This window comes from Amycolatopsis orientalis, assembly GCF_000943515.2.
Lineage (GTDB): Bacteria > Actinomycetota > Actinomycetes > Mycobacteriales > Pseudonocardiaceae > Amycolatopsis > Amycolatopsis orientalis.
The window spans coordinates 8,328,628-8,351,255 of record NZ_CP016174.1; the positions used below are offsets into that span (position 1 = coordinate 8,328,628).

Annotated in this window: 23 protein-coding genes; 16 read left to right on the plus strand and 7 right to left on the minus strand. The window is 70.1% G+C overall.

All coding sequences use genetic code 11. The features are described 5' to 3' along the window. Window positions 1-53: 53 nt before the first annotated feature. From SD37_RS36135 to SD37_RS36165, 7 genes are all read left to right on the plus strand, one after another. Complete coding sequence (locus SD37_RS36135) at window positions 54-788, plus strand: GNAT family N-acetyltransferase (protein WP_083255178.1); 735 nt, start codon at window positions 54-56, stop codon at window positions 786-788. Continuing rightward, window positions 785-1,783 (plus strand): 2-phospho-L-lactate transferase, encoded by a 999-nt coding sequence (cofD, locus tag SD37_RS36140; RefSeq protein ID WP_044854590.1) that lies wholly within the window; start codon window positions 785-787, stop codon window positions 1,781-1,783. The genes SD37_RS36135 and cofD overlap by 4 nt, the downstream gene beginning before the upstream one ends. Next, entirely contained in the window at window positions 1,776-3,113 is a 1,338-nt protein-coding gene (locus SD37_RS36145; RefSeq protein WP_044854589.1) for a coenzyme F420-0:L-glutamate ligase, read from the plus strand. Before cofD ends, SD37_RS36145 begins: the two co-directional genes overlap by 8 nt. Then, window positions 3,110-3,655, plus strand: a complete 546-nt coding sequence (locus SD37_RS36150) for an NUDIX hydrolase (protein WP_044854588.1) — start codon at window positions 3,110-3,112, stop codon at window positions 3,653-3,655. The genes SD37_RS36145 and SD37_RS36150 overlap by 4 nt, the downstream gene beginning before the upstream one ends. 26 nt (window positions 3,656-3,681) lie before the next feature. Next, window positions 3,682-4,353 carry a hypothetical protein gene (locus SD37_RS44170; protein ID WP_145926814.1) on the plus strand — a complete coding sequence of 224 codons (672 nt, stop codon included), beginning with the start codon at window positions 3,682-3,684 and terminating at the stop codon, window positions 4,351-4,353. 83 nt (window positions 4,354-4,436) lie between these two features. Continuing rightward, window positions 4,437-4,787, plus strand: a complete 351-nt coding sequence (locus tag SD37_RS36160; protein WP_044854586.1) for a GntR family transcriptional regulator — start codon at window positions 4,437-4,439, stop codon at window positions 4,785-4,787. Window positions 4,788-4,815: 28 nt separating this feature from the next. Further along, window positions 4,816-5,004 carry a hypothetical protein gene (locus tag SD37_RS36165; protein WP_037316151.1) on the plus strand — a complete coding sequence of 63 codons (189 nt, stop codon included), beginning with the start codon at window positions 4,816-4,818 and terminating at the stop codon, window positions 5,002-5,004. 10 nt (window positions 5,005-5,014) lie between these two features. Here the strand turns inward: SD37_RS36165 and SD37_RS36170 are convergent, their stop codons facing one another. Beyond that, window positions 5,015-5,911 (minus strand): DNA-3-methyladenine glycosylase family protein, encoded by an 897-nt coding sequence (locus tag SD37_RS36170; RefSeq protein ID WP_044854585.1) that lies wholly within the window; start codon window positions 5,909-5,911, stop codon window positions 5,015-5,017. Between the two features lie 94 nt (window positions 5,912-6,005). On the opposite strand from SD37_RS36170, the gene SD37_RS36175 reads away from it, so the two are divergent. Together SD37_RS36175 and SD37_RS36180 are read left to right on the plus strand one after the other, a co-directional pair. Further along, window positions 6,006-6,458, plus strand: coding sequence for an adenylyltransferase/cytidyltransferase family protein (locus SD37_RS36175; RefSeq protein WP_044854766.1), 453 nt, complete (start codon window positions 6,006-6,008; stop codon window positions 6,456-6,458). Between the two features lie 149 nt (window positions 6,459-6,607). Further along, window positions 6,608-7,096, plus strand: coding sequence for a hypothetical protein (locus SD37_RS36180; protein WP_044854584.1), 489 nt, complete (start codon window positions 6,608-6,610; stop codon window positions 7,094-7,096). 14 nt (window positions 7,097-7,110) lie between these two features. Here SD37_RS36180 and SD37_RS36185 read toward each other — a convergent pair whose 3' ends face one another. Together SD37_RS36185 and SD37_RS36190 are read right to left on the minus strand one after the other, a co-directional pair. Next, window positions 7,111-8,148 (minus strand): serine hydrolase domain-containing protein, encoded by a 1,038-nt coding sequence (locus SD37_RS36185; RefSeq protein ID WP_044854583.1) that lies wholly within the window; start codon window positions 8,146-8,148, stop codon window positions 7,111-7,113. A 58-nt stretch (window positions 8,149-8,206) separates the two neighbouring features. Continuing rightward, window positions 8,207-9,070: a glycosyltransferase family 2 protein gene (locus tag SD37_RS36190; RefSeq protein ID WP_174567881.1), complete on the minus strand. Its 864-nt coding sequence runs from the start codon at window positions 9,068-9,070 to the stop codon at window positions 8,207-8,209. A gap of 128 nt (window positions 9,071-9,198) precedes the next feature. Between SD37_RS36190 and SD37_RS36195 the strand changes: the two genes are divergently transcribed. Then, complete coding sequence (locus tag SD37_RS36195) at window positions 9,199-9,813, plus strand: hypothetical protein (RefSeq protein WP_236725201.1); 615 nt, start codon at window positions 9,199-9,201, stop codon at window positions 9,811-9,813. A 64-nt stretch (window positions 9,814-9,877) separates the two neighbouring features. Here the strand turns inward: SD37_RS36195 and SD37_RS36200 are convergent, their stop codons facing one another. Both SD37_RS36200 and SD37_RS36205 read right to left on the minus strand, forming a co-directional pair. Continuing rightward, complete coding sequence (locus SD37_RS36200) at window positions 9,878-11,014, minus strand: glycosyltransferase family 4 protein (RefSeq protein WP_044854581.1); 1,137 nt, start codon at window positions 11,012-11,014, stop codon at window positions 9,878-9,880. 40 nt (window positions 11,015-11,054) lie between these two features. Continuing rightward, window positions 11,055-12,140: a glycosyltransferase family 4 protein gene (locus tag SD37_RS36205; RefSeq protein WP_044854764.1), complete on the minus strand. Its 1,086-nt coding sequence runs from the start codon at window positions 12,138-12,140 to the stop codon at window positions 11,055-11,057. Between the two features lie 19 nt (window positions 12,141-12,159). Here SD37_RS36205 and SD37_RS36210 point away from each other — a divergent pair, with 19 nt between their 5' ends. The 3 genes from SD37_RS36210 to SD37_RS36220 all read left to right on the plus strand — a co-directional run bounded on the left by SD37_RS36210 (window position 12,160) and on the right by SD37_RS36220 (window position 16,877). Further along, window positions 12,160-13,083, plus strand: coding sequence for a glycosyltransferase family 2 protein (locus tag SD37_RS36210; protein ID WP_044854580.1), 924 nt, complete (start codon window positions 12,160-12,162; stop codon window positions 13,081-13,083). Window positions 13,084-13,282: 199 nt separating this feature from the next. Continuing rightward, window positions 13,283-15,796 (plus strand): glycosyltransferase, encoded by a 2,514-nt coding sequence (locus tag SD37_RS36215; RefSeq protein WP_044854579.1) that lies wholly within the window; start codon window positions 13,283-13,285, stop codon window positions 15,794-15,796. Continuing rightward, window positions 15,789-16,877, plus strand: coding sequence for a glycosyltransferase family 4 protein (locus SD37_RS36220; RefSeq protein WP_037316127.1), 1,089 nt, complete (start codon window positions 15,789-15,791; stop codon window positions 16,875-16,877). The genes SD37_RS36215 and SD37_RS36220 overlap by 8 nt, the downstream gene beginning before the upstream one ends. Before the next feature lie 61 nt (window positions 16,878-16,938). Here the strand turns inward: SD37_RS36220 and rfbD are convergent, their stop codons facing one another. Together rfbD and rfbB are read right to left on the minus strand one after the other, a co-directional pair. After that, window positions 16,939-17,814 carry a dTDP-4-dehydrorhamnose reductase gene (rfbD, locus tag SD37_RS36225; protein WP_044854578.1) on the minus strand — a complete coding sequence of 292 codons (876 nt, stop codon included), beginning with the start codon at window positions 17,812-17,814 and terminating at the stop codon, window positions 16,939-16,941. An 11-nt stretch (window positions 17,815-17,825) separates the two neighbouring features. Further along, entirely contained in the window at window positions 17,826-18,806 is a 981-nt protein-coding gene (gene rfbB / locus SD37_RS36230) for a dTDP-glucose 4,6-dehydratase (RefSeq protein WP_044854577.1), read from the minus strand. Window positions 18,807-18,957: 151 nt separating this feature from the next. On the opposite strand from rfbB, the gene SD37_RS36235 reads away from it, so the two are divergent. The 3 genes from SD37_RS36235 to SD37_RS36245 all read left to right on the plus strand — a co-directional run bounded on the left by SD37_RS36235 (window position 18,958) and on the right by SD37_RS36245 (window position 22,603). Further along, a complete protein-coding gene (locus tag SD37_RS36235) occupies window positions 18,958-20,478 on the plus strand; it encodes an LCP family protein (protein WP_044854576.1) in 1,521 nt (506 codons plus the stop codon). 90 nt (window positions 20,479-20,568) lie between these two features. Further along, entirely contained in the window at window positions 20,569-21,885 is a 1,317-nt protein-coding gene (locus SD37_RS36240; protein ID WP_044854575.1) for an LCP family protein, read from the plus strand. Window positions 21,886-21,895: 10 nt separating this feature from the next. Then, the gene (locus SD37_RS36245) at window positions 21,896-22,603 is read left to right on the plus strand and encodes a TIGR03089 family protein (RefSeq protein WP_044854574.1); all 708 of its coding nucleotides are present in this window, start codon (window positions 21,896-21,898) and stop codon (window positions 22,601-22,603) included. The last annotated feature ends 25 nt before the right edge of the window (window positions 22,604-22,628 follow it).

The following is a 22,628-nucleotide window of genomic DNA, read 5'->3' on the forward strand; positions in this document are numbered from 1 at the left end:
CGGGGTCCCTCCACTGCCTTCCTTGGCACAATCTAACCGTGAACAGCGCGGAATTGCTCGAGCTCACCTGTAGTCAGGCCTGGCCACCCCTGCTTGAGGACCGGATCGGCGACTGGCGGCTGCGCTGGGCGGACGGGTTCACCGCCCGCGCCAACAGCGCCCTGGCGATCGGTGACCCGGGAAAACCGCTGCCAGAGGCCCTGCGGGCGGTCTGTGACTTCGCCCACGATCACGGCGTCCCGCCCGTCGTGCAGGTGATCCAGAACACGTCCACCGAAGACGCCATCGCCGCCCACGGATGGGTCCACCATGTGGAACACCGGCCCGCGCACGAGGTCCGCGTGATGACCGGGCCGCTTCCGCGCGGGACCTCGGCGGGAGCGGTGGTCCTCGACGAGCCGACGCCCGGATGGTGGGAGCTGACGACGGGCGGCGCCGAACCGGCGGAGGCGCCGCGGCACGTCCTCGGCACCGGCAAGGTCGGTTTCGGGGTCGTGGAGTCCGACGGCGGCACGGCCGGGGCGGTGCGCGGCGGGATCGTCGGCGAGTGGCTGCACATCGCCCGCCTGGAGGTCCGAGAGGAGTTCCGGCGGCGGGGGCTGGCGAGCGGGCTGATGAACGCGATCGGCGCCTGGGGCGCCGCCCAGGGCGCCACCGGCGTCGTCCTGCAGGTCGCGCTGGGCAACTCCGGCGCGCTGAAGCTGTACGAGAACTTGGGCTGTACGGAGCACCACAGGTACCGCTACTGGGCCCCGGCTCCGGGCGCGTGCGAGGATCGCCCGTCGTGAAGGTCGTCATTTTGGTCGGCGGGGTGGGCGGAGCCCGGTTCCTGCTGGGGGTCAAGCAAGCACTGGGTCTGCCCGCGGTCGGTTCCGCCCCGGAATCGCCGCATGAGGTGACCGCGCTGGTGAACACCGGGGACGACGTGTGGATGCACGGTCTGCGCATCTGCCCGGACCTGGACACCTGCATGTACACCCTCGGCGGGGGGATCGACGAAGAGCGCGGGTGGGGCCACTCCGGGGAGACCTGGACGGTCAAGGAGGAACTCGCCGAATACGGCGCCGAACCGACCTGGTTCGGGTTGGGCGACAAGGACATCGCGACGCACCTCATCCGTTCGCGGATGCTGCGCGCGGGATATCCGCTCTCGCAGGTCACCGAGGCGCTGTGCGACCGCTGGCAGCCGGGCGTGCGCCTGCTGCCGATGTCGGACGACCGCGTCGAGACGCATGTCGTGATCGACGATCCCGAGAACCAGGAGCAGCGCAAGGCGATCCACTTCCAGGAGTGGTGGGTGCGCTACCGCGCCGAGCCGAAGGCGCATTCGATCATCGCGGTCGGTGCCGAGGAGGCCAAACCCGCGCCCGGCGTGCTGGACGCGATCGCGGGTGCCGACATCGTGCTGTTCGCGCCGTCGAACCCGGTCGTGTCCGTGGGCACCGTCCTCGGCGTCCCCGGCGTGCGCGACGCGCTGCGGAAGACGCGCGCCAAGGTCGTCGGCGTCTCGCCGATCATCGGCGGCAAGGCGTTGCGCGGCATGGCCGACGCCTGCCTGACCGCGATCGGCGTGGAGACGTCCGCGGAAGCCGTGGGACGGCATTACGGCTCCCGCAAGGAGTCTTCGGAAGGCGTGCTCGACGGCTGGCTGGTCGCCGAGGGCGAAACCGTCGACGTACCGGGGGTCGCCGTGCGCGACGTCCCCCTGCTGATGTCCGATGTGGACGCCACCGAGGCGATGGTGCGCGCGGCTTTCGATCTGGCTGGAGTTTCCGTTGACTGACCACGCTTCGGCGAAGATCGAGATCCTGCCGGTCGAAGGGCTGCCGGAGTTCCGCCCCGGCGACGACCTCACCGGGGCGATCGTCTCGGCGGCCCCGTGGCTGCGCTCGGGCGACGTCCTGGTCGTCACCAGCAAGATCGTCTCCAAGACCGAGGGCATGCTGATCCGCGTCCCGGCCGACCCCGAAGAGCGTGACGCCGCCCGGCGCCGGCTCGTCGAGGAGGAGTCCGTCCGCGTGATCGCGCGGATCAACCGGACGGTGATCACCGAGAACAAACTCGGCATCGTGCAGGCGGCGTCCGGCGTGGACGCGTCGAACGTGGCCTCCGGTGAGGTCGCTTTGCTGCCGTCCGATCCGGACGCGTCCGCGCTCGCGCTGCGGAACGGGCTGCGCGAGCGGCTGGGTGTCGAGGTCGCGGTCGTGGTCACCGACACCATGGGCCGCGCGTGGCGGATCGGCCAGACCGACGCCGCGATCGGCGCGTCCGGCCTGCGGGTGCTGCATTCGTACGCGGGCGAGATCGACGGCCAGGGCAACGAACTCGCGGTCACCGAGGTGGCGATCGCCGACGAACTGGCCGCCGCGGCGGATCTGGTCAAGGGCAAACTCGGCGGGACACCGGTCGCCGTCGTGCGCGGCCTCCAGCTGACCGACGACGGATCCACCGCCCGCGCGCTGATCCGGCCGATCGAAGAGGACCTGTTCCGCCTCGGCACCAACGAAGCGATCGCGCAGGGCCGCCGGGAAGCCGTGCTCGCCCGCCGGTCGATCCGGTCGTTCACCGGCGAACCGGTCGATCCCGAGGTGCTGCGCCGCGCCGTGGCGACGGCGCTGACCGCGCCCGCCCCGCACCACACGAAGCCGGTGCGGTTCGTGTGGCTGCGCGAGGAAGGCTTGCGGCGCAAGCTTCTCGACGCGATGAAGGCGTCGTGGCAGGCCGATCTCGAAGGGGACGGCTTCACTCCGGAGCAGGTCGCGAAACGCCTCAGCCGCGGCGACATCCTGTACAACGCGCCCGAGGTCGTGGTGCCGTTCCTCGTCGCCGAGGGCGCCCACACCTACCGTGACGACCGGCGGAACGCCTGTGAGCACACGATGTTCACCGTCGCCGGCGGTGCGGCGGTGCAGGGCCTGCTGGTCGCGCTCGCCGCCGAAGACCTCGGCTCGTGCTGGATCGGGTCGACCATCTTCGCCGCGGACGTCGTCCGCGAGGTCCTCGGCCTGGACGCGCGCTGGGAACCGCTCGGCGCGGTCGCGATCGGACATCCCGCCGCCCTGCCGCCCGCCCGTGGCGCGGGCGAACCCGGTGAAGGACTTCTCGAGCTGTGACCCTGCATGAAGACGTCGTGTCCACTTTGTCCAGTTGGCGCCCCGTGGACGCGGCCCAGGAATCCCTGCGACAGGCCTATTTGGGCTTCCTCGCCGCCCGGGACGACGTCTGCCGTCGCGAATGCGCGGCCGGGCACATCACCGCTTCGGCCGTACTTCTGGACGCCGACGCGGAAAACGTCCTGCTCACCCTGCATCCGCGAGTCGGCCGCTGGCTCCAGCTCGGCGGGCATTGCGAACCGGGTGACGCGACCCTCGCGGACGCGGCTTTGCGGGAGGCGCGGGAGGAATCGGGCATTCCGGACCTAGTCATCGATCCGGCCCCGGTACATCTCGACGTCCACCCGATCACCTGTTCCCTTGGCGTGCCGACCCGGCATTTCGACGTGCGTTTCACCGTGCGCGCACCCCGGGGCGCCCAGCCCGTACAAAGCGACGAATCGGACGATCTTCGCTGGTGGCCGGTGAATTCCCTGCCGAAAGGGTCGGAAGATCTCGCCGAACTGGTGGAAGCCGCCCTCCCCGCGCCGTCCGGCCGTTAGGGTGTCGGCTGACGTAAGGGGGAATGATGCTGACGACGCTGACGCCATACCTGGATCGGGTCCGGGTACACAGCAGCGGTGACGGCGACGGCGCCGGCTGGGTCCTGCTGGTCCTGGCGATCATCATTATCATCATCGTGATCGTGGTGATCATCGTGAAGGTCAACCAGGCGAAGAAACCGCCGATGACCTTCCCGCAGAACCCGAACTTCGGCGGTGGCGGCCCGGCTCCGGGTTTCCCGCCGCCGCCTCCGCCCGCGGGTGGTCCGGCGCCGCAGGGCAACTGGCAGCAGCAGCCCGGTTTCCCGCCGCCTCAGCCCGGTTACGGCCAGGCGCCCGGCTTCCCGCCACCGCCGGCGCCGGCTCCGGCAGGTTTCCCGCCGCCGCCCGGTGCTCCGGCACCCAGTCCGTTCGGTGCGCCCGGTATGGCTCAGCCGCCGATGCCCCAGCCGCCGATGTCCCAGCCCGGTTTCCCGCCCCCGCCTCCGCAGGCCGGGCCGCCGATCGACGGCAGCGCCGACCGCACGCAGGTCGTCTCCCCGCAGCAGCAGGCGGACGCCGGCGCCGATCGCACCCAGGTCGTCTCGCCCGCGAACGCCGACCGGACCCAGGTCGTCTCCCCGGCCGACGGCGACCGGACGCAGGTCGTATCCGGCGGCGCGGGTGACGCCACCCAGGTGGTCCCGCCCCGCCAGTAGCCCCGACTGTCCGTGAAGGCCTCCTTGAGGGACCCTGGGTCCCTCAAGGAGGCCTTCACGGCATTCCAGCAGGGAGAAACCGCATGGTCAGGGTCGACCCGAATTCCTCGGTCCCGCCGTTCGAACAGGTCCGCACCGCCTACGCGGCACGGATCAATGACGGCACGCTGCCCGTCGGGGCGAAACTCCCGACCGTGCGGAAACTGGCCGAAGACCTCGGCATCGCCCCGAACACGGTCGCCAAGGCCTACCGGGAACTCGAAGAAGCGGGCCTGATCGAGACCCGCGGCCGGGCGGGGACGTTCGTCAGCGCCGTCGGCGACGAGACCCGCGAGCGGGCCAGGCAGGCGGCGGCCGACTACGCGGCGCTGACCAGGAAGCTGGGGCTCGACCGCGCCGAGGCCAAGGCGATCGTCGACGCCGCGCTCGGCTGAATCCGGAGCCGGCCGTTAGTCTCTCGGCATGGTCTTCCTTTTGGTACTGGTGGTCGGCTTCCTGGTCCTGGCCGGGGTCGGGGTCGGAATCTTCTTCCTGGTGAAGTCGAACAGCAAACCGCGGCCGCCCGCCCTGCCCCACCACCAGTATCCGCAGCAGCCGCCGCAGTACCCGAGCCAGCAGCAGCCCTATCCGCCGCAGGGCTGGGGAAACTAGAGCGACCCGGTCACATGGCGCGGTAGTCGCGGAGTTCGATCTTCGGACCGAACCGGGGACGACGGAACCCGGCCGTCGCCAGGTAGCGCACCGCGCGCTGCCGCTGCGGCGAATACGGCGCCAGCACCTCTGACATCCCGGCGTCGTCGAGTTTCGTGCCGACGAGCGCGTGCCCGACCATCGACGGGATGTTGTAGTCCCCGAAGCTCACCGCGTCCGGGTCGCCCCAGGCCCGCTGCGCGATCTCCGCTGCGGTCCACACGCCGATGCCGGAGACCTTCCGCAGCCAGGCCCGGCCCTCGACACCCTTCAGCTCGACGGCCTTTTCCAGCCGGGGCGCGACGCGGGCGGCGTTGAGCAGCGTCGTCCGCCTTTTCAGGTCCACCCCGGCGCGATGCCATTTCCAGTCCACAATGGACCTGATCGCGACGGGCGTCGGCGGCACCCGCAGCCGGGACGGCCCCGGACCCGGTGCCTGCTCGCCGAACCAGCGGCACAGTTCACTCCATGACCGCAGCGCCTCCGCGCTGGTCACCTTCTGCTCCAGCACGGCGAGCACCAGCGCGTCCCACACCCGGCCGGTCGAACCGAGCCGCAGCCCCGGATTGCGCCGCCGCGCCGACGCGATCACGTCGTGGTGCGCCACGAATTCGGAGTCGTCGTCGTGCGCGCCCAGCATCGCCGGTACGCCGTCGAGCAGCCTGTCCGCGCCGGGTCCCCACGCCTCGGCCTCGATCTCGCCGTCCGAGCGCCGCAGCAGCGCGATCGTGCCCGCGCCGTCGGCGGTGTTGGCGGCCAGCCAGGTGACCCCGCCCTCGGTGCGGACGAGGTTGGGCGAGCGCGACCCACGGCTCAGCGGACCCAGCACCGTGTCCAGGTCGAGTTCGTAGCCGGGGCGGAACAGCACGCGTCGAACCTACCCGGCACTCGGCTAGGGTTACGCCCGGCATTCCCGACGCTAAGCTGATGCCCCCGAACGTAAGCCTATGGAGGACTGGACGATGACCGAGCGACCGGCGAAGGCCTCGATCGTCAGCGGGTACTTCAACCCGCTCCACCAGGGTCATCTCGACCTGTTCGAGGACGCGCAGGCCCGGTCCGGCTACCTCATCGTCATCGTCAACAACGATCACCAGCAGGTCCTCAAGAAGGGCCGGGTGATCCAAACCGAGGACATCCGCGCCCGGATCGTCCGCGCGCTGCGGGTCGTCGACGACGTGTACATCGCCGTCGAGCAGGGGCCGGGCATCGACAAGTCGTTCGACCTGATCCGCCAGGCGTACCCCGACACGGAACTCGAGTTCTGCAACGGCGGCGACCGGCGCAGCGTCGACGACGTGCCCGCCGACGAGATCGAGGCGAGCGCCCGCAACGGCATCTCGTTGCACTACGGGATCGGCGGCACGGACAAGGCGGACTCCAGCACCCGGATCCTTTCGGACATGGAAGCCTGATCCCCGGGAGCGGTACCGCTCGTCACACCGAGATTTGTCGGACGACGTTTGCGGGTCTACTGACGGCGACCGCTCCGAGGGCCTACCCTGGACACCACACAGTCGGCCCTGAACCCAGAGGGCCCCAGGTCAGTCGGGAGGCCTAGGGGATGGACCCCCGTGCTCGGGCGGACGCCTTGCTCGCACGTGCCAGCGCGCGTGGAGCCTTCGTCGTGACACCGGACAACGCGACGTCGCCGATGGACTCCGCGAACACTCAGCAGATCCCCCGATCGGTGGTCACGGAGATCGACCGGTCGTCGGACCCGGACACCACCACTCAGCTACCGGCCTCGCTGATCGCGGAGAACGATCACCACCTGGCCGGCGCGGAGCCGACGACGCGGCTGGACGTGGCACCGGTGACGCGGCCGCAGCCGTATCCCCGGCAGCCCGGCGCCCAGCCGACGCGGCCGATGCCCCAGGCGACGACCCCGCTCACCCGCAGGCCGCCCGCCGCCCCGGTGCAGAGCCCGCTGGTCGAGCGGCCGGAGCAGGAACAGGAGACGGCCGAGAACGAGATCGGCGGCCTGGTGCCGACGGTCAAGCAGAACCCTTCGGGGCGGTCGAACCTTTCGCGGCGGCTGGACGGCATCTAGCCCCCTCGCGCGTGCTATGAAAGGATCACCCGGTCGATCTCCTTGATCGCCGCACCCCCGCCGTAGGTGGCGTTGGACAGCAGCGCGACATCCAGCCCCTTGCCCGGATAGTGCCGCGCGAGTGAGCAGACCCCGACGTTCCCGCCGTCCTTGTAGTAGCTCCAGACCGAGCCGTCCGGCTCCAGGACGAATTCGAGGCCGAAGCCGTACCAGACGCCACTGCTGTGCAGTACTTGCGGCGTGAGGAACTCCTTCGTGCGCTCCGGCGACAGGAGCCGTTCCTCCCGGATCGCGCGCAGTAACAGGACGAGATCACCGACCGTGCAGTACGCACCCCCATCGGGTGAACCGATCGGCGGATAGCTGAAGATGTTCTGCTTCCAGCCGGTGATCCGCTCGCCGTCGAGGATCGGGTCCCAGCCCTCGGCGACCCTCGGCCGCGGATCACGCCGGTCGAAGAAACCCGAGGCGGTCATCCCCGCGCGGTCGAGCACGGCTTCCCGGACGTGATCGCGATACGGCCTCCCGGTGATCTCCTCGATCACCAGCCCGGCGAGGACGTACCCCGAGTTGCAATACCGGCAGCCCGTACCGGGCGCGAAATTCGGGGCCCGGTAAGCGAAATTGGGCAGGTGATCGCGTGTGTCCACGACCGAGTACACCGGCTTGTCGACCCACAGCGCCTCGTAGCTTTCGCCCGCTTCCTCGTCGGCGTCGTCGGCGATCCCGGACGTATGCGTGAGCAGCTGCCGCGTCGTCGCCCCGAGCGCGATCGCCGTGCCGGTGAGGTCGATGATCTCGCCGATCGGGCGGTCGAGGTCCAGCCGTCCCTCGTCGGCAAGGCGCAGCGCGGCGATCGCGGTGAGGACCTTGGTGACCGACGCCGTGTCGTACCGGACGTCCGGCGCGTTCGGCACCGACCAGCGGCGGCTGGCCAGGCCGTAGCCGCGCTCGAACAGCGTCTCGTCGCCGCGCCGGATCAGCACGACCCCGGAGAAGCGGTCCTCGGCGGCGCGGCCGGTCAGCCAGGTGTCCAGTTCGGCGAAGTCCATGCACCGACGGTAACGACGGCCGGGCGCCGGGTCGCGCGAGTTCCGGTGGCCGGAACGGCTACTTCTTGCGCGTCTCGAGCTTGAGCCGCAACGCGAGTCCGGCCTTCACCGCGAGCATGACCGGCTTCCACAGGAGACCGCGGTGACGGTCGGCGAGGTAGCGGTACGCACTGTCGTGGTGCGCGCGCAGCATCTTCTCCGAAGCCTGCGAAGTCGAGTGCCCGCCGATGTGCATGACGCTGGACGAAGGCGCGTACACATTCAGCCAGCCCGCGCGCGACAGCCGTTCGCCGAGGTCGACGTCCTCGAAGTACATGAAGTAGCGCGTGTCGAAGCCGTCGACCGAGTCGAAGGCCTCGCGGCGGAACAGCTGGCAGGACCCCGAAAGCCAGCCCGCCGTGCGCTCGACCGGGGTGCCGGTCTCCTGGCGGTACTGGCGCGTCCACGGGTTGCCCGGCCAGATCTTGCCGAACACCGCGTGCCCGATCCCGCGGCCGAACGACGGCAGCAGCCGGGCCGACGGGTAGACGGTGCCGTCGAGATCGTGGATGAGCGGACCGAACGCGCCACCGCGCGGCCAGCGCTCGGCGACCTCCAGCAGCGCGTCGAGCGAACCGGGCTCCCATTCGAGGTCCGGGTTCACCACGACGACCCAGCCGTAGCTGTCGTCCAGTTCCGCGACGCCGCGGTTGGCGGCCGTGCCGTAACCGACGTTCTCGCCGATGCTGAGCAGCTTGACGTTCTCGCGGCGGGCGGCCTTCTCCGGCGCGCCGTCCGTCGAGGCGTTGTCGGCGATGACGACCTGGACGTCCCGGTCCGTCGCCTTCTCGAGCGTGTCGAGGAACTTCTCGAGGGTCTCGCCGGGGAAGTACGTCACGGTCACGACGGCGAGCCCGTCGCCGTAGCTGGGGTGCTCAGTCACGCGGCCATTGTCCACCCGTCACCGAACGCGACTCCGGCCCCCACCCCTGGACATCCCGCCTTGCGCGAAGGCAACAGAGAGTACTCACCCCACTGCGTTGCGCAAACATCACCGGGCAGAATGAACCGATGCCCGTGCACGCCTTCATCGACGAATCGGTGCGCGACCAGCGCTACCTCTTGTGCATGACGCTGGTCGCCCCGGCTCAGCTCGCACCCTCAAGACGAGAACTGAACGCGTTATTGCTGCCTGGCGCACGGGAGCTGCATTTCAAGAAGGAGAAGGAACCTCGCCGAAGGCTGCTGATCGATCGCATAGCCGCGCTGGAAGCCACGGCGACCATCTACCTGGGTTCGTGCACCCGGAAAACAGAAGAAAACACCCGGCAGAAATGCCTCGAACGCGCAGTCACCGATTTGCTGGCCAAGAGTGCTCACCGGCTGGTCCTCGACTCTCGGGATCATCGCGATATCCACGACCGCAAGACCCTGCAGCGAGCCCTCGGCTATCGCCCGTCCAAAACCGAACTCACCTACGAGCATTTGAACTCGACGAGTGAGCCTCTGCTTTGGATTTCCGACGCCGCCGGATGGTGCTTCGGCGCAGGCGGCGATTGGCGCCGGAGAGCGGCGCCGCTCATCGAATCGATCGTCGAGGTAAGAACAGCGAAAAGCCCGCGAGACGACCGTCCGGACGCGTCACGGGCTTTCATACTCGGCCCCACCGGGGCCTCGCATCGATAACTATACCCCCACCACCTCGTGAGTGGTAAAGACGGTTCTAACCGTCATTACCACTCACGAGAACTCAGCCGGCCCGCCGCCGCGCGTGCCGGTGCCAAGCCTTCGCGTAGGCCTCCCGGTGCCGCTCCGCGGTCGTCGCCCACGAGAACTCCTTCGCCCGGCGCTGCGCGGCCTCGGCCAGTTCCGCCCGCCGTGACGGATCGTCGAGCAGCTCCGAGATCGCCGCCGCGACGTCCCCGGCGCCGACACCGCAATAGGCGACCGCGTCTCCGCCGACCTCCGGCAGCGAGAGCCGCCGCGTCGTGAGCACGGCCGCGCCGCAGGCCATCGCCTCCAGCACCGGCAGCCCGAACCCCTCGCCGAGGCTCGGATAGGCGACCAGTTCCGAGCCACCGAGGAACCCGGCGAGCGTGCCGAACGGCAGATAGCCGGCCCGGATCACCCGCAGCCGGTGCGGCACGGCGTCCAGCGCGCGCTCGACCTGCGAATCCCAGCCCGGCTGCCCGGCCAGCACCAGCGCGGGCGGGTTGGGCCTGCCGGTGACGGCGTGCGCGAAGCCTCGGATCAGCGCGGGCACGTTCTTGCGCGGTTCCAGTGCGCCGAGGAAAGCCACGTACGGCGTCTTACCGAGTCCGACGGCCTTACGCGCGGCCTCGATTTCGGCGGGCGAAGGCGGATGAAACCGATCCGGCTCGACACCGTGATGGATGATCTCCAGTTCGGCCGTCCGCACCTGGCCGACCCGCTCCAGCTCGGTCGCCGTCGCGATGCTCGGCACGATGCACAGCGTCGCGCGGCGAAGCGCCGTCGCGGTCCAGGCGCGGAAGAACCGCGCTTTCACCGAAGAATGCAGGACCGCGTCGGTGAAGAAGGTCGCGTCGTGCAGCGTCACCACCGAAGCGGCCGGGCTGGCCAAAGGCATCGTGTAGTGCGGTGAGTGGACGACGTCGGCGGCGAGCCGCCGGACCAGCCGGGGCAGGGTCGCCTGCTCCCAGGTCAGCCGCGCCGTCCGGGTCGAAGTCGACGGGGAGGTGGGCACGATCCGCGCGCCGGGCGCCAGCCGGTCGTACAGCACCGCGTCCCGCGGCTGGCAGACGACGGTGATCCGCGCGCCGTCCGCGTCCAGCGCCGCGACCAGCGAATCCACGTAACGACCGACGCCACCCCTGTCCGCGGGGACGGCGGTCGCGTCGATCAGCACGCGAGGGTCATCGGTCACCCTTGCAGGGTACGGCGGCGCACTAGCCTCGCGGTGGGGAACCGACAAACTCCCCGCGCAGGTGAAGCCCCCACACGGCCTCGGCCGCGCGTCGCCAGCTGAACTCACTCGAACGGCTGAGACCGCCGTCACGCAGCGCAGCTGCCTGCTCCGGATGGTCTAGTACGTCTTCAAGGGCTTTGGCAAGCGCTTGCGCATCACCCACGGGTACGACGACGCCCGCTCCCCCGGCCACCTCGACCAGCGCCGGGACGTCCGAGTGCACCACCGGCACCCCGGCCGCCATCGCCTCGATCAGCGGCAGCCCGAATCCCTCGGCCCGGCTCGGCATCGCCAGCACCGACGCTCCCCGCAACGCGAACGCCAGTTCCGCGTCGCTCACCTTCCCCAGCAGCCGGACGTCGGCGCCGTGCTCGCGCGCCGACGCGAGCGGGTCGATCCCGCCCCAGCCGGGCTGCCCGGCCAGCACCAGCGGCACCCCGATCCGGCCGGCGGCCTCGATCAGCACGTCGACGCCCTTGCGCGGCTCGATCGTCCCGATCGCGAGGACGTACTTCTCGGGTAGCTCGATCTCCACCGGCTCCGGCAGCGGCCGGACCCCGTGCGGGATCACGCTCACCGGCACCGAAACCGGTACCAGCCCGGCGAGTTCGTCCGCGACCGCCCGTGTTGGCACGGTCAGCGCGGTCGCCGTACGGGCGGCCCGCGCGATCATCGCCTTGTGCCACGCGACCCCGCGCGGCGTCAGCGTCTCGGGATGCGTCCACGGCACGGTGTCGTGCACCGCGACCGAGAGCGTCCGCCCCTTCGGCACCCTGGTGGGCGCGAGCGGCGTCGGCGCGTGGACCGCGTCGCCGCCCGGCCACCACGGCAAGCCCAGCTGCCAGGCCGCGATCAGCGCCCGCGGCGGGATCGGCAGTACCCGCGGCCCCTCGACACCTTCGACCACCGCGCCCTCGACGTGAGCATGCCGCGCGACCACGCTCGACACCGTCCAGCCGGGCGGCGCGGTCTCCGCGAGCGCCCGCAGCAGCTCACCGGTGTAGCGGCCGGTCCCGCCGGGGACGGGCGCCAGCAGTTGCTCGGCGAGCACGACCAGTTCGGGCATGGTCTCTATTCTCTCTGGCATGACCGACGCCGAGCCGAGCACCACCGTCGTCGTGGTCACCTGGCGCGGCGCCGCGCACATCACCGCCTGCCTCGACGCGCTCGCCGCGCAGTCCCGCCCCCACCGGACCCTGGTCGTCGACAACGCCTCGGACGACGGGACGGCCGCGCTCCTCGCCGCCCATCCGTCGAAGCCCGCGGTGCTCCGGCTGCGGCGCAACACCGGTTACGCGGGCGCCATGGCCGCCGCACTGGACAAAGTGGACACTCCGCTGATGGCCTGGCTGAACGACGACGCCGCGCCGGCCCCGAAATGGCTCGCGACCTGCGAAGACACCCTCGGCAAGGCCCCACTCGCCGCGGCCGTGAGCGCCCGGCTGACGCTGGCCGACGGGACCGTCCAGTCCACCGGCGTCCGCCTCACCGCGGACGGCCACGGCGCCGACCTGCCCGGATCCGCCGACGAGGTCTTCGGCTTCTGCGGCGGCGCGGCCGTGCTGAACGTCGAGGCGCTCCGCTCAGTCGGCGGCGTCCCGGCCTCCTACTTCTGCTACTACGAGGACACCGACACCGCGTGGCGGCTGAGGCTGGCGGGCTGGGACGTCGTCAGCGCCGACGCCGACGTCGTCCACCGGCACGGCGCGAGTACGCGGCCGGGTTCGGTCCGGTTCCACCTCTGGAACGAACGCAATCGCCTGCTCACCCTGCTCCGGTGTGCGCCGGGACAGGTGGCCGCCCGGCAGCTGGTGAAGTTCGCCGTGCTCACGCTCGTCTTACCTCTTCGGGGGAAGGCGGCGGCGCCGAACTTCCGTCTCGGCCTCCGCTGCCGGGTGCTGGCCGCCGTCGCGATCCGGCTGCCGCGCACGCTGGTCGAGCGGCGGGCCATCGGGCGCCGCGCGGCACTCGGCCGAGGCGCGGTCTGGGAGGCGTGGGCCGGGCTTTAAGCTCTGACAGAAGACGGAGATGAAGGTCGAGTCCGAGAAGGGGCCCCACAGGAGCCCGCCCCCGGCCGAAGGCCCCGCTTCGCGGTGGCAGGGCGCCCCGAGCACCAGTGGTGACGGGCAGACGAACGAGCGTCCTGGCGGCGCGATGCGGTCGCGGGCTCTTCAGGACACCGTCCAATCGAGTGCAGGGAGTACGGCTTTGGCGCAGGGGGAAACGCAACCGGTCGTCTCGGTGATCGTGGTGAACTATCGCGGAGCCGCCGACACCATCACCTGCCTGCGCGCGCTCGCTGAACACGATTACCCGAACCTCGAGGTCATCTGCGTCGACAACGCCTCCGGCGGCTCCGACGTGGCCGAGATCAAGGCCGCCGTCCCGGGCGTCAAGCTCGTCGAGTCGCCGGTGAACTCCGGCTTCGCGGGCGGCTGCAACCTCGGCGCACAGCACGCCACCGGCACCGTCCTCGCCTTCCTCAACAACGACGCCCGCCCGGCACCGGGCTGGGTGCGCGCGGCCGTCGCCGAACTGCGCGCCCAGCCGACGGTCGCCGCGGTGGCCAGCAAGGTCCTCGACTGGGACGGCACCGGCACCGACTTCGTCGACGCGGGGCTGACCTGGTTCGGCATGGGCTACAAACGCCACGCCGGCAGCCCGCTGGCCGACGTCCCGGCCGCCGACCACGAGATCGCCAAGGACGTCCTGTTCGCCACCGGTTCGGCGATGTTCGTCCGCGCCGGGGTGTTCGCCGAACTCGGCGGCTTCGACGAGCGGTTCTTCATGTTCTACGAGGACGTCGACCTCGGCTGGCGCCTCAACCTGCGCGGCTGGCGCGTCCGGTACGTGCCGGAGTCGCTGACCTACCACAAGCACCACGCCACGATGTCCACAGTGGACGCCCCCGACTCCGGGCGAGAGACGTTCCTGCTGGAGCGCAACGCCTTGGCGGCGCTGTACAAGAACCTCTCCGACGAAACGCTGGCACGGGCGCTGCCCGCCGCGCTGGCGCTGGCCGTCCGCCGGGCGACCGCGCGCGGCGACCTCGACGCGACCCGGTTCGACCTCGCCAAGGGGGTCGGCCCGGCCGAGACCGGCCCGGTCGAGGTACCGCGGACGACGCTGGCAGGCGTGCTGGCGATCGACCAGTTCGTCGAGCTGCTTCCGTCGCTGGCCGAGTCGCGCGCCGCCGAGCAGGCCGCCCGCGTCCGCACCGACGTCGATCTGCTTCCCTTGCTGCGCAAGGCTTTGGAGCCCGCGTACCCGCTGCCGCGCTACCTCGCCGCCCACGAGATCCTGGTCGAGACCTTCGGCATCGACGCGCTCTTCGGACAGCGGCGCAAGATCCTGGTGATCACCGGGGACGCGATCACCGAGCGGATGGCGGGCCCGGCGATCCGCGCGTGGAACATCTCCGCGACGCTGGCCACCGAACACGACGTCCACCTGGTGACGGTCAACCCGCTCGCGGACCCGCCGCCCGCGCCGTTCCGGGTCGGCGCGGCGACGAGGCGTGAGCTGGAGGCCCCGATCGCGTGGGCCGACATCGTCATCCTGCAGGGGCACGTGCTGGAACTCGCGCCCGCGCTCAAGAAGCAGTACGCGCACAAGATCGTCGTCGCGGATCTTTACGACCCGATGCATCTCGAGCTGCTCGAACAGGGCAAGGGCGTCGCCGACGACAAGCGCGCGAAGGACCTCATCGGGGTCACCAAGGTCCTCGACGCGCAGCTCGAACGCGGCGACTTCTTCCTCTGCGCGTCGGAACGGCAGCGCCATTTCTGGCTCGGCCACCTCGCCGCGATGGGCAGGCTCTCGCCGCGGCTCTACGACGCCGACCCGACCACGCAGTCGCTGCTCTCGGTCGTCCCTTTCGGCCTGTCGCCGCAGGCCCCGGTCCGCACCGGCCCCGGCCTGCGGTCCACTGTGGACGGCATCGGCGAGACCGACCACGTCGTGCTGTGGGCAGGCGGGGTCTACAGCTGGTTCGACCCGCTCACCCTGGTCCGCGCGATCGAGAAGCTGCGGCAGCGCCGCGGCGACGTCCGGCTGGTGTTCCTCGGGATGAAGCATCCCAACCCCGAGGTCACCGAGATGGACATCGGCGCGCGCACGATGTTGCTGTCCGACACCCTCGGGCTGACCGGCAAGCACGTGTTCTTCAACCAGCAGTGGGTGCCGTTCGAGGAGCGCCAGAACTGGCTGCTGGACGCGAACTGCGGCGTCACCACGCATTACGAGCACGTCGAGACGACGTTCGCGTTCCGCACCCGGGTGCTGGACTACCTGTGGGCCGGACTGCCGATCGTCACCACCGACGGCGACTCGTTCGCCGACCTGGTCCGCGAGGAACGGCTCGGCGTCGTCGTCCCGGCCGAGGATGTCGACGCACTCGCCGACGCGCTGGAAAAGGCGTTGTACGACGAGGAGTTCGCGGCGGGTTGCGTCGAGCGGATCGCCGCCGTCGCCCAGCGTTACGCCTGGCCGGAGGCGCTGAAACCGCTCGTGGAGTTCTGCCGGAACCCGCGCCCCGCGGCGGACAGACTGCCCGGCACGGACGATCTCGTCGTCACCGAACCGGTGCGGGGCAAGGAAATGCTGCGCCGCGACGTCGACCTGATCCGCGAGTACCTCGCCGACGGCGGGCCGAAGGAACTCGTGCGGCGCGTCGGCGGCCGGGTCGTCAAGGTCGCCAAGCAGAGGCTCGGCCGTGGCTGACCGCCCCTTGCGCGTCCTGCTCGACGGGACCCCGCTTCTCGGTGCCAGGACGGGTATCGGCCGGTACACGGTCGCCCTGTCCGAAGAACTCGCCTCGATGTCCGAAGTGGACACTCGTGCGGTCGCGTTCACGTTGCGCGGCTGGCGGCGGCTGCGGCACGTGCTCCCGCACGGCGTCCGGGCCCGCGGGATGCCGGTGGCAGCGCGGTTGCTGCGCAAGGCGTGGCTGCGGTCGCAACTGCCGCCGGTGGAACTGTTCGCCGGGCCGACGGATGTCGTGCACGGCACGAACTTCGTCCTGCCGGGACGGTTCCGCGCGGCGGGCGTGGTGACGATCCACGATCTGGCCTTTTTGGACGCTCCGGAAGAACTCGCGCCGAGCGATCACGAACTGCCGCAGCTGGTCCGCCGCGGCGCCCGGCTCTCCGACGTGATCTGCACGCCGACCAACGCCGTCGCCGACCGGATCGCCGAACGGCTCGACGTGGACCGCCGCAAGATCGTGGTCACCCCGCTCGGGGTGAACCCGGCGTGGTTCACCGCGCGGCCGCCGGACAAGGAACGCCGCAGGGAACTCGGACTGCCGGACAAGTACCTGCTCTTCGCCGGCGCTCCCGGACCGCGCAAGGGGCTGCACTGGCTCCAGCAGGCTCACGAAGCCGCGCCGGATCTGCCGGATCTGGTGTTCGCCGGACCGGGCTCGTTCTCGGTGGGCTCGCGTTCGCGGCACCTCGGCTACCTCTCCGACGTCAACCTGCGGACGGTCGTCGCCGGGGCGAGCGCGCTGGTGCTGCCGTCCCGCGACGAGGGCTTCGGGCTCCCGGTGCTGGAAGCGATGGCGTCGGACGTCCCCGTGGTGTGCACGGACATCCCGGCGCTGCGCGAGGTCGCCGGGAACTGCGCGAGCCTGGTGCCCTACGAGGACGTCGACGGGCTCGTGGAGGCCCTGCGGATCGCCGTCAGCGACCCGCACGCCGTCGCCACCTCGGCCACGCGCCGCGCCCACGTCGCGAACTTCACCTGGCGCGCGTGCGCCGAACTCACCGTCGCCGCCTACCGCCAAGCCAGCACGCAGCACTGACTCCCCGCGTTTGGTCCTCTGGATGCGTCAGTTCGCACTACTCACTACCGCATCCAGAGGACTAAACGCTAGAGAAGTACGCCTTGAGCGCCTCGGTCCAGTCGCGAAGGGGCGTGAGACCGGCCTCGCGCCACGAGGCGTTCGACAGCACCCCGTACGCCGGCCGGGCGGCCGGACGCGGGAATTCCGCCGTCGTACAAGGCTTGATCCGTGCCGGATCCGCGCCGAGTTCCGCGAAGATCGCCCGCGCGAACCCGCACCACGTCGTCGATCCGCCACCCGTGCAGTGCAGCACCCGCCGGGCAGGCCCCTCACCCGCGACCACGCGTCCGGCCAGCTCCAGCAAACCGGCGGCGAGGTCACGGGACCAGGTCGGCGCCCCGGTCTGATCGTCCACAACGGACAGTTCTTCGCGCTCCTTCTCCAGGCGCGCCATGGTCTTCACGAAATTCGACCCGGTCTTGCCGTACACCCAGGACGTGCGGACGATCCAGGAACGCGCCCCGGATCCGAGCACGGCGTCCTCACCGGCCGCCTTCGTCCGGCCGTAGGCGTTGAGCGGCCCCAGCAGATCATCGGTCTCGTACGGCGAAGTCGCGTCCCCGGCGAAGACGTAGTCCGTCGACACGTGGATGAGCGGCACTCCGCGCGACGAGCACGCCGCGGCGAGCACCCGGGGGCCGTCGGCGTTCACCGCGAAGGCCCGTTCCTCATCGGTTTCCGCCGCGTCCACCGCGGTGTAGGCGGCGGCGTTGATCACGACGGGCGACGTCCCAGCCGCACGGGCCCGGTCCGCCAGTTCGGTCACCGCGGCGATGACCTGCCCGGTGTCGCGCACGTTCAGCTCCGCCGAAGACGGCGTCGCGGCGTCCGGCGCCAAAGCGGCGATATCCTGGCCCAACTGGCCGGATCCACCCGGCACGAGAATGCTCAGCACCCCTTGCTCCCTTATACCGAACGGTTCTTCAGCGGCTCCCACCAAGATCGGTTCTCCGCGTACCAGGCGACGGTTTCGGCCAGACCGTCCTCAAAGGACACCTGGGGCGCGTAGCCGAGTTCCTGCGAGATCTTGGTGATGTCGACCGAGTACCGGCGGTCGTGTCCCTTGCGGTCCTCGACCGGCTCGACCGACTCCCAGTCGGCGCCGAGGGCGGTCAGCAGCCGCTCGGTCAGCCCGCGGTTGGTCAGTTCCGTGCCGCCGCCGATGTTGTAGACCTCGCCCGGCCTGCCACCGTCGGCGACGAACTGGATGCCGCGACAGTGATCGTCCACGTGCAGCCAGTCACGCACGTTGAGCCCGTCGCCGTACAGCGGGACCTTCTTGCCGTCGAGCAGATTGGTCACGAAGAGGGGGATGACCTTCTCCGGGAATTGGTACGGACCGTAGTTGTTCGAGCACCTGGTGACACAAACAGGCAGTCCGTGGGTACGGAAGAAGGAACGTGCCAACAGATCCGAGGACGCCTTCGACGCCGAGTACGGCGAATTCGGCTCCAGCGCGTGGTCTTCGGCCCAGGAACCCTCCTCGATGGAGCCGTAGACCTCGTCGGTGGACACGTGCACGAACTTCCCGACCTCGGCCTCGAGCGCGCCCTGCAACAGGGTCTGCGTGCCGAGCACGTTGGTCAGCACGAAGTCGGCGGCACCGGTGATCGAACGGTCCACATGGGACTCGGCGGCGAAGTGGACGACCAGGTCGATCCCCCGCATCAGCTCGCTGACCAGGGCGGCGTCGCAGATGTCGCCCTTCTCGAACCGGTAGCGCGGGCTCTTGCTCACCGCCGCCAGATTCGCCTCGTTGCCCGCGTACGTCAGCTTGTCGAGCACGACGACCTCGGCGTCGGCCAGCGACGGATACGCCCCTGTCAGCACCTGCCGGACGTAATGCGAACCGATGAATCCGGCTCCCCCGGTGACCAGCACCCGCATCCCGCGATCCTCCTTGTACGACTTCCCGGACCCGGCGAGTGTGTCACGACCGGGGCAACCTTCCACCAGCCTACGGACGTCTAACACGAGGATCAGTAGAGTTGTATCCGAGGCACACGTGTGCCCTGGGGAGATTCGTGGAGGACCGCACGTGACCGAGTGGCCCGGGCCACCCATTCCGGCGCGCCGTGGCGGCTTCGTGGTGTTCGCCCGTCGCGGGGTGAAGGTCGTCCTCAGCCTGATCTCGATCACGGTCCTGGCGCTGACCTGGTGGGGCTGGCAGCTCCTCGGCGACCAGGCGCAGGGCTTCGCCACGACGAACCTCTTCGAGGACAACGGCCACCCGCCGGCGAAACCGCTGGACGGCGCGATCGACATCCTGCTCGTCGGCCAGGACAGCCGCACCGACGCGCAGGGCAACCCGCTGCCGCGCGAGGTCCTCGACATGCTCCACGCGGGCAACGCCGACGGCGAGCGCCAGACCGACACGATGATCCTGGTGCACATCCCCCAGAACGGCGAGAAGGCGATCGCGATCTCCTTCCCCCGCGACTCGTGGGTCGAGATCACCGGCGGCTTCGGCAAGCACAAGCTCAACAGCGCGTACGTCTACGCCTACAACGACACGTCGAAGACGCTGCAGCAGCAGGGCAACTCCGACCTCAAGGACGTCGACGCCAAGGCCAAGGACGCCGGCCGCAAGAACCTGATCGCGACGCTGGAGAAGTTCATCGGCAAGCCGAAGATGATCGACCGGTACGCCGAGGTGAACCTGTCGAGCTTCTACGAGATCACCAAGGCGATCGGCGGCGTCGAGGTCTGCCTCAACGGCCCGGTCAAGGAGCGGAAGTCCGGTGTCGACCTGCCCGGCGGACGGCAGACCGTCGAGGGCGTCCAGGCGCTCGCGTTCGTCCGGCAGCGGTACGACCTGCAGAACGGCGACCTCGACCGGATCGCGCGGCAGCAGGCCTTCCTGTCCGGGCTGGCGAACAAGGTCCTCTCGTCGGACGTCCTGGCCAACCCGGCGAAGATCTCGAGCCTGATCGAAGCGGTGAAGAAGTCGGTCGTGCTGTCGGCGGGCTGGGACCTGCCGGAGTTCGCCGCGCAGATGCGCGGGCTGAGCAGCGGCAACGTCGAGTTCCACACGATCCCGACCCAGGGCGACGCGATCATCGGCGGCGCCGCCGTGCTCCGGGTGGACCCGGCGCAGGTGCAGGCCGAGGTCAACCGCCTGACCTCCGACGGGCAGGCGGCGCCCACCCAGACCCCGGCCACCCTGCCGGGCGCGGAGAAGGTGACCGTCGAACTGTTCGACGGCTCGGGTTCGCCCACGGTGGCCACCGAAACCCGTAACCTCTTGCAGGGCAAGGGTTTCAAACTCGCGGCCGACACCAAGCTCAGCACGCGCAACTCCACGGTCATCCGCTACGCGCCGGGTGACGACGACGCGCTCGCCCTGATCAAGCAGGTCTTCGGCACCGCGGTGCAGGCCGAGGCGGATCGCGATGTCGCCCCCGGCAAGGTGCGGGTCCTGCTCGGCAAGGACTTCAAGGGCACGGCCACGGCGCCGTCCACGACGTCGACCCCGTCGAAGCCCGCTCAGCCGCCGTCCAGTGCTCCGGCCCCCACCACGACGCCGATCGTCGCGGGCAATGTGCCCTGCGTCAATTAATCTCCGGGTACTCAGCGTGGCCGACCTTCCGGTGGCCTAGCCTTCTCCTACGATCGGACCGACGGGCAGCCAAGGGGGGGGTGAACAGGGATGGACAGCGAGGACAAGGACATCAGCGAACGTCCGGACACACCGGACACCGAAGAGCCGAAGCCGGAACAGGACACCAGCTCGGACACCGAGAGTGACGAAGAGCCTCGGTTCGTCCCGACGCCGTACCCGCGGGATCCGCTCCCCCAGCCGTCCACCCCGCCCGAAGACGAATCGGTCTCGGGTGTACTCGCCGTACCCGAGCGCCGGCTGCGCCGCGCCGGCCGGATCACCCGCCGGATCGCACTCGGGCTCGTGTCGCTGCTCGCCCTCAGCACCACTGGCTACGCGTACGTCACCAAGGACCAGTTGCAGAACAACGTCCCCACGACGAACGCCCTGAGCAAGGCCGACGACCCCGCCGCCCCGCCCGCCGACGACGGCGCGACCGACATCCTCCTGGTCGGCAGCGACGCGCGCACCGACGCGCAGGGCAACCCGCTGCCGCTGAAGGTGCTCAGGGAACTGCGCACCGAGGAGAAGCCGGGCGTCAACACCGACACCATCATCATCCTGCGCATCCCGAAGAACGGCGGGAAACCGTCCGGCGTCTCGCTCCCGCGCGACACCTGGACCGACATCCCCGGCCGCGGCAAGAACAAGATCAATTCCGCGTACGGCGTCGCGAAGGCCAACTACGCGAACGCGCACCGCGGCGAGGGCGACCAGGCGAAACTCGAACGCGACTCCGATCAGGAAGGCCGCCGGGCACTGGTCCAGACCGTGCAGGACCTGACGCAGATCCGCATCGACCACTACGCCGAGGTCAACCTGCTCGGGTTCTACCTGCTGACGGAGGCGCTGGGCGGGGTCAAGGTCTGCCTGAACCACTCCACCGAGGACAAGGACTCCGGCGCGAACTTCCGGCGCGGGGAACAGGTCGTCTCGGGGGGCGAGGCGCTTTCCTTCGTGCGCCAGCGGAAGAACCTGCCTCGGGGCGACCTCGACCGCATCGTGCGGCAGCAGGCCTTCCTGTCCTCGGCGCTGAACCAGGTGCTTTCGGCGGGCACGCTGACCAGTCCGTCGACGATGAGCGGCCTGATGGACGTCGTGCGCCGGTCGATCGTCCTGGACGAGGGGCTCGACCTGCTGGACTTCGCGCAGCAGGCGAAGGGCATCGCGTCGGGTGACCTGACGTTCACGACCATCCCGGTGGTGAACATCAACGGCCGCAGCGAAGACGGCCAGAGCATCGTCGAGATCGACCCCGCCGCCGTGCGGACCTTCGTCTCGGGCCTGGTGGGCCGGGGCGGTGGCGGCGGCGCCCCCGGTGCCGCTCCGCTGCTCGCCGCGTCGAGCGTTCCCTGCGTGAACTAGCGTTGGGGGCGTGAGCCTCACCGAACTGCTGCTGCGGCCCGTGCTCGGGTCGCCCGCGAAACCGCTGATCACGCACTACGACGACAAGCAGGGCAGCCGGGTCGAGCTGTCCGTGGCGACCACGGTGAACTGGGCCGCCAAGACGGCGAACTGGCTGGTCGAGGAGTTCGACGTCGAACCGGGCGACGAGGTGGCCGTGGTGCTGCCGTCGCATTGGCAGACCGCCGGTGTCCTGCTGGGCGCGTGGTGGTGCGGCGCCAGGGTGGTGACGGAGACCGCGGGCGCGCGGGTGGCGTTCATCGCGCCGGACGGCGTTTTCGACGCGGCCGCGACCGCCGTCGTCTCGCTGCACCCGATGGGCCTCGGACTGCCCGCCGTTTCCGTACCCGACGGGGCTTTGGACTACTTGACCGAAGCCCGGCTTTCGGGCGACCAGTTCACTCCCCTGTTCCCCGTGCCCGGCGACACTCCCGCACTCGGTTCATCCACTGTGGACGAAGTGCTCGCCGAAGCCCGTTCCCGGGCCTCTTCGGCGAGTTTGTCCGCGAACGACCGTGTTCTGTCCACTGTGGAATGGACCGGCGCCGAGGGCATCCTCGCCGGGTTCCTGACCCCGCTGGCGGCCGGTGCGCATCTGGTCCAGGTCAGCAACGCCGATCCGGCCAAACTCGCTTCTCGGCGCGAAGCCGAGCGGACGACCGCGGATCTCCCCTCCTGAAGCGCTATGAAAGGACCTTTCCTTG